3 protein-coding genes and 1 pseudogene are annotated in these 4,175 nt (G+C 40.5%); all 4 read right to left on the bottom strand.

Features of this window, described 5'->3' with window-relative positions; genetic code table 11:
• Positions 1-61: 61 nt before the first annotated feature.
• Positions 62-286 (bottom strand): annotated as a pseudogene (locus tag CRYPD_RS07375) (transposase); the annotation flags it as partial.
• 233 nt (positions 287-519) lie between these two features.
• Positions 520-1,635, bottom strand: coding sequence for a molecular chaperone DnaJ (gene dnaJ, locus CRYPD_RS07370; protein WP_138146940.1), 1,116 nt, complete (start codon positions 1,633-1,635; stop codon positions 520-522).
• A 57-nt stretch (positions 1,636-1,692) separates the two neighbouring features.
• Entirely contained in the window at positions 1,693-3,630 is a 1,938-nt protein-coding gene (gene dnaK / locus CRYPD_RS07365) for a molecular chaperone DnaK (protein ID WP_138146938.1), read from the bottom strand.
• A 79-nt stretch (positions 3,631-3,709) separates the two neighbouring features.
• Positions 3,710-4,175, bottom strand: a 466-nt coding sequence (gene coaD, locus CRYPD_RS07360) for a pantetheine-phosphate adenylyltransferase (RefSeq protein WP_138146937.1), incomplete at its 5' end; no start/stop codon positions are given.

Genomic DNA, 4,175 nt, shown 5'->3' with positions numbered 1-4,175 from the left:
GATGTATAAAGTGCAATAATTAGTGTGGTTAAGTTGTTTGATTGCTAGGTTGGTGGGGTTTTTATGCAGTTAAACGCTCATTCTGCACTTGTGCTTTGATAAGTTCGTCTTTGTATTCTTTGACTGCCTTGGATGGCTCCATGGCAATCTCTGCGTTAGCAAGGAAAGTCTTCTTCCAATTTTGTAGATTCTGAGGTAGGATATTATGCTTACTGGCAATCTGCACTATGGTGCTTTCGTTTTGTAGTAATTCAAGTACTAATTTAGTCTTGAATGCTGAGGTATATTTGGTTCGTTTTTACTCATTTTTTACTCCGATTTTTTTGTTTAGTTTAACGGGTTCGAAATAAGAAAAATTAAATTGTTGTCTGAAATTGTTGGGGTTTTATAAAAAAGATTATTGATGCAAAAAAATAATGCGTAAAATATTAATTTTGTGTCCAGTCAAGTGGGGGAATTTCAGTCTAAGATTGTTAGACCACTACAGTTTGATGCTTGCTCTGATTTTTACAAAAGGTGTTATTCAAAAAACGATTTCATTTTATCAAAGAAGGAATCTGACTCAGGATGTTGTTTTTTGCCACATGAGCCTGCAAACTGCTGCAGTAATTTTTTTTGTTTACCGTTAAGATTAACAGGTGTTTCAAGTTTGACTTGGCAAATTAAATCGCCTGTGCCACTGCCTTGTAAGCCAGTAATACCTTTGCCTTTTAAGCGGAATTGTTTACCTGTTTGTGTGCCTGAAGGAATCTTAATTTTGAATTTTCCATTTAATGTTGGTACTTCAATATCACCACCCAGTGCTGCTGAGGCAAAATCAATTGGTACACTGCAATATAGGTCGTTGTCGTGGCGTTCAAAAATATTATGTGGACGAACATGCATTTCTACATACAAATCACCATTTGGGCCGCCACGCACGCCAGCCTCACCTTCGCCAGTTAGACGAATACGATTGCCCGTGTCTACGCCTACGGGGATTTTAACTGAGAGAGTTTTTTGCCGACGCACCACGCCTTTTCCATGGCAATCTCCACAAGGAGAATCAATCACTTGACCAGCACCTCGACACTGCGGGCAGGGTTGTTGCACGGCAAAAGGACCTTGTTGCATATGCACTTGCCCTACACCCTGACAAGTGCCACAAGTTTTAGCACTGGTGCCTGGTTTGGCGCCAGTGCCATGGCAAGTATCACATTTTTCACCTTTAGGAATGCGCACTTGAACTGTCTTGCCTTCAGCCGCTTCTTTGAGGTCAATTTCTAAATCATAGCGTAAATCAGCACCACGATTATTCTGCTGTGCTTGACGATGACCACCGCCAAAAATATCACCAAAAATATCACCAAAGCCGCCACTATTGCCAAATGGATTACCACTACCGAATGGGTTACCGCCTGCATTGCCGTTCACGCCCGCATGACCAAACTGGTCATAAGTCTGTCGTTTTTGCTCATCAGACAAAACAGCATAAGCCTTTTGAATGCCTTTGAAGGTTTTTTCGGCCGCTTCTTTATTGTCCTTGTTGCGGTCTGGATGGTGTTTCATCGCCAAGCGCTTATAGGCTTTTTTGATGGTTTTTGCATCATCGCCCTTGCTAACGCCTAATATTTCGTAATAATCTCTTTCTGACATAATTTCCCTAACTGTAAAAAGGGGCATAAAGCCCCTTTAAGTATTTACCAATAAGAACTACTTATCCTTTTTATCGTCATTCTTAACTTCTTCAAAATCGGCATCAACCACATCATCGCCTGCCTCTTTAGCGCCTGCATTAGCTGCATCAGTAAAGCCATCTTCACCAGCACCTGCTTTTGCCTGTGCTTTTTCAGCTAAGGGTTGTGCTGTTTCGCTTAAAGATTGAGTTTTAGCATCAATTGCTTCTTTATCATTGCTTTTCATTGCCTCTTCAAGTTCGCTCATTGCTGCTTCAATTGCAGTTTTTTCGTCTTCTGATACTTCGTCTTTAAGCTCGTCTAACATTTGCTTAGTTGAATGAACCAATGAATCCGCCATATTGCGTGTGGTAACCAACTCTTGGAATTTTTTATCTTCCTCGACATTTGCCTCAGCGTCTTTAATCATCTTTTCGACTTCTTCATCGCTCAAACCACTGGACGCTTTAATGGTAATACTTTGCTCTTTACCTGTGTTTTTATCCTTGGCAGACACATTCAAAATACCATCAGAATCAATGTCTAAGGTTACTTCGATTTGTGGCTGACCTTTAGGTGCATTTGGAATACCTTCAAGATTGAACTGGCCTAGTGATTTATTTGCACTGGCTATTTCTCGCTCACCTTGCATTACATGCACAGTTACTGCCGATTGGTTGTTCGCAGCAGTTGAGAAAGTTTGACTGGCATTGGTCGGAATGGTGGTGTTTTTTTCAATCAACTTGGTCATTACCCCGCCCATGGTCTCAATACCTAGCGACAATGGCGTTACATCTAGCAACAATACATCCTTAACATCGCCGCCTAATACACCCGCTTGAATTGCCGCACCCATCGCTACTGCTTCATCAGGATTGACATCTTTTTTAGGTTCTTTGCCAAAGAATTCTTTGACCTTTTCTTGTACCTTGGGCATTCTTGTAGAGCCACCAACAATGATAACTTCGTCAATGTCTTTGGCAGTTAACTTCGCATCTTTAAGGGCAATTTGACAAGGGTCAATTGAGCGTTTAATCAAATCTTCTACCAAAGACTCTAACTTAGAGCGTGTAATTTTGATGTTTAAGTGTTTAGGACCTGAAGCATCTGCTGTGACATACGGAAGGTTAACCTCAGTTTGCTCAGAAGAAGACAACTCAATCTTGGCTTTTTCTGCGGCTTCTTTTAAGCGTTGTAACGCCATTGGGTCATTTTTTAAATCAACGCCTTGGTCTTTTTTAAATTCTTCGACCAAGTAATCCATAAGGCGCTGATCAAAATCTTCACCCCCTAAAAAAGTATCGCCATTGGTGGATAACACTTCAAAGTGCTTTTCGCCATCAATGTCTTCCATTTCAATAATAGAAACATCGAAAGTACCGCCACCTAAGTCATACACGGCAATGGTTTTATCGCCAGTAGATTTGTCAACACCATACGCCAATGCCGCTGCGGTTGGTTCGTTAATAATGCGTTTAACATTAAGTCCTGCAATCTTGCCCGCATCTTTGGTTGCTTGGCGTTGTGAGTCGTTAAAGTAAGCAGGTACAGTGATAACCGCTTCAGTAACTGTTTCGCCTAGATAATCCTCAGCCGTTTTCTTCATCTTACCGATAACTTTTGCTGAAATCTCAGGGGCAGCCATTTTCTTGCCATTGACTTTCACCCATGCATCGCCATTGTCTGCCTTAACAATCTTATAAGGCACAAGGTCGATGTCTTTTTGAACCGCTTCCTCGTCAAAACGACGACCAATTAAACGCTTGATGGCGTAAAGTGTGTTTTCAGGATTGGTAACCGCTTGTCGTTTAGCACTTTGACCAACTAAAACCTCTTCTGAATCTTTTGGAAAAGCGATGATAGATGGAGTGGTGCGATCACCCTCAGAATTTTCAATGATTTTTATGTTACCACCTTCCATAATAGCAACGCATGAATTGGTTGTGCCTAGATCAATGCCGATAATTTTTGCCATGTTTTTACTCCTTTGTGTTAGTTATGAACCTTATATAAGGATACAAAAATTAAAATCAAGTAAAAAAAACGAAAAAAAACTAAATTTTTTCTTTCAATAGATTTTCCACATTGCTTGGCACAAAGGCGCTAATATCGCCACCTAAGGATAAAATCTCCCTTACCAGCGAAGAGGAAATATTGGCGTATTGTTCTGCTGGTGTCATAAACAAGGTTTCAATAGTAGGATTAAGGTGTTTATTCATACCAGAGAGTTGGAATTCATACTCAAAATCACTCACCGCACGCAAGCCACGCAAAATAATTTGTACATTTTGCGTTTCAGCAAAATCCACCAACAAAGTGTCAAAACTCATGACTTTAATATTATTAATGTCAATTAAGGCTGTCTTAGCGGATTCCAGTCTGTCGTTAATATCTAAAAAAGCCGGTTTTTTGCTGTTTTGGGTAATGCCGATAATCACTGTATCAAACAGTTTGCTGGCGCGTTTGATTAAGTCAATATGCCCATTGGTGATTGGGTCAAAAGAGCCGGGGTAAATTGCA

The sequence above is a fragment of the Bathymodiolus heckerae thiotrophic gill symbiont genome (assembly GCF_900180345.1).
GTDB lineage: Bacteria > Pseudomonadota > Gammaproteobacteria > PS1 > Pseudothioglobaceae > Thiodubiliella.
Note: the sequence above shows the minus strand (reverse complement) of the source record. Positions and strands in the feature narration are given on the sequence as shown.

Excerpts from the sequence above, each read along its gene's own strand:
- dnaJ (WP_138146940.1), bottom strand. The coding sequence starts at position 1,635 with ATGTCAGAAAGAGATTATTACGAAATATTAGGCGTTAGCAAGGGCGAT.
- dnaK (WP_138146938.1), bottom strand. The coding sequence starts at position 3,630 with ATGGCAAAAATTATCGGCATTGATCTAGGCACAACCAATTCATGCGTT.